The sequence below is a fragment of the Bradyrhizobium sp. genome (assembly GCF_049581145.1).
Taxonomy (GTDB): Bacteria; Pseudomonadota; Alphaproteobacteria; order Rhizobiales; family Xanthobacteraceae; genus Bradyrhizobium.
In genome coordinates this window covers 1-1,769 of the sequence record NZ_JBAURI010000680.1, presented here as the reverse complement: position 1 = coordinate 1,769, position 1,769 = coordinate 1, and the positions used below count along the sequence as shown (strand labels likewise).

The window sequence follows — 1,769 nt, the reverse complement described above, 5'->3', positions numbered from 1 at the left end:
CGCGCGCTGTTGGTGAACGCATAGCCTGCCAGGCCATATGGCACGGAGTTCGCCTTCTCGATGGCTTCATCCAAACTGCGAACCCGGCTTAGCAATGCCAATGGGCCGAACGGTTCCTCGTGCATCGCCCGCGCATCGTCCGGCACATCGGCCAGCACGGTCAGCGGGAAATAGTAGCCGCGGTTGCCGATCCTTGTGCCGCCGGCGGCGACGCGTGCGCCTTTGGCGGTGGCATCGGCGACTAATACCAGCGCGCTTATGCATTGACCGTCGCCCAGTGGCGATGGGCGATTGATCGGATTCGGTCCGGGTCGTCGATCAGGAAGCGCCAGGCCTTCGCGCATGCCGCGACGATCTCGTCATAACTGTTCCAGATGAGATGACTGAGTTCATTGCCTCGCAGATAGTCCCAGACATTTTCCATGCAATTCAATTCTGGCGAATATGGCGGCAACGACAGCAGGGTGATGTTGTCCGGCACCTTCAACTTCCCGCCGCGCTGGTGCCACCCTGCGCCATCGCACACCAGAACGGCATGCGCCCCGGGCGCGACCTGTGTACTGATTTCCTTCAGATGCTCATTCATCGCCTCGGTATTGGCCGCCGGCATGATGATGGCGGCGCCCACGGCCCGATACGCGCACAACGCGCCAAACAGATAGACGGAGTCATGGCGGTTATCCCGCACCGCCCGCGGACGCGAGCCGATCGGCGCCCAGATGTATTCCAGCGATCCTTGTTGTCCGACCCTGGCTTCGTCCTGAAACCAGATCTCGATGGCCTTGGCCGCCGCCGATGCGGGCAGTGCTTCCTTCACCAGTTGGGCGAAGTTTTTTTAAAAGCGACCTCAGCCTCCAGGTCCTTTTTCGGATGGACCGGCCGCGGTTGCAGGCGCGTCATGCGGAGCTGGCGCAACCATCTGCCAACGGTTTGTTCGCACACCCGCACCGACCAACGCCGGGCGATCTCCTCGCGCAGTTCGGCCCGGCGCCAACGCACGACGCGGTGCCGCTCCGGATCAGGTCCCTTGATCACCATGGCCCTGATTTCCTCCATTTCGGGCTCGCCCAGCAGCGGCGTGGGCCCGCCGCCGTGGTTGGAACGCAGGCCCGCCACACCATCAGCGTTGTAGCGGTGAACCCAATCCCGCAAAGTCTGTCGCGTCATGCCGTTGGCCGTCGCCGCCGTCTCACGAGAGTGGCCTTCCAACGTCAGGGCAAGCGCCAGGAGACGCCGCACCACCGCCCCGTCCTTGGTCTTCGCCGCGAGAGCGCGAAGCTCCGACGCCGAATGCTCCGTGCGCGTGATCTCGACCGATTGGCCCATGTGATCGTTCCCGTGCCGTTGTCGGAGGGCACAGAATCGAGCGCCAACCGATTCGGGAAGAGGCAAGAGTCATCGCTCATGCGCACTGGTATTACACGATCGCCATGCTCGCCATGCGCTGCGAGCTGTTTGCGCAATGACTGCAGCTCCTGGAACCGAGCGGTGGCGTCGCGCATGATCGCGGCGATGCCGGTGATGTGCCCGTCGTCGCCGGCAAATGGCACGATCGTAAACTCGACCGAGAGCCTTGTGCCGTCCTTGCGGCTCGCCGGCACCGCCAGGATCTGTCCGTCGGCATAGCGGGTTTTCCCGGTTCGCATGGTCTCCTGAAATCCGTGCCAATGGCGGTCGCGCAGACCGGCAGGGATGATGATGTCCAGCGGTTGGCCCACGGCCTCGGGTGCGGTGAAGCCGAACAGCCGCTCGGCGCCACGGTTCCACAC

At 63.7% G+C, this 1,769-nt stretch carries 3 protein-coding genes; all 3 read right to left on the bottom strand.

Going from position 1 to position 1,769, the window contains the following annotated elements:
• Window positions 1-344: aldehyde dehydrogenase family protein (locus WCB02_RS22225; RefSeq protein WP_423961455.1), on the bottom strand; the 344-nt coding region annotated here is incomplete at its 3' end.
• Window positions 257-1,326 (bottom strand): IS630 family transposase gene (locus tag WCB02_RS22220; RefSeq protein WP_423961452.1). Its coding sequence is split into 2 segments (ribosomal slippage): window positions 257-837 and window positions 837-1,326, totalling 1,071 coding nucleotides; the frame shifts between segments, so codons are not numbered across the junction. The genes WCB02_RS22220 and WCB02_RS22225, both read right to left, overlap by 88 nt.
• Window positions 1,212-1,769: PAS domain-containing protein (locus WCB02_RS22215; RefSeq protein WP_423961450.1), on the bottom strand; the 558-nt coding region annotated here is incomplete at its 5' end. The genes WCB02_RS22215 and WCB02_RS22220, both read right to left, overlap by 115 nt.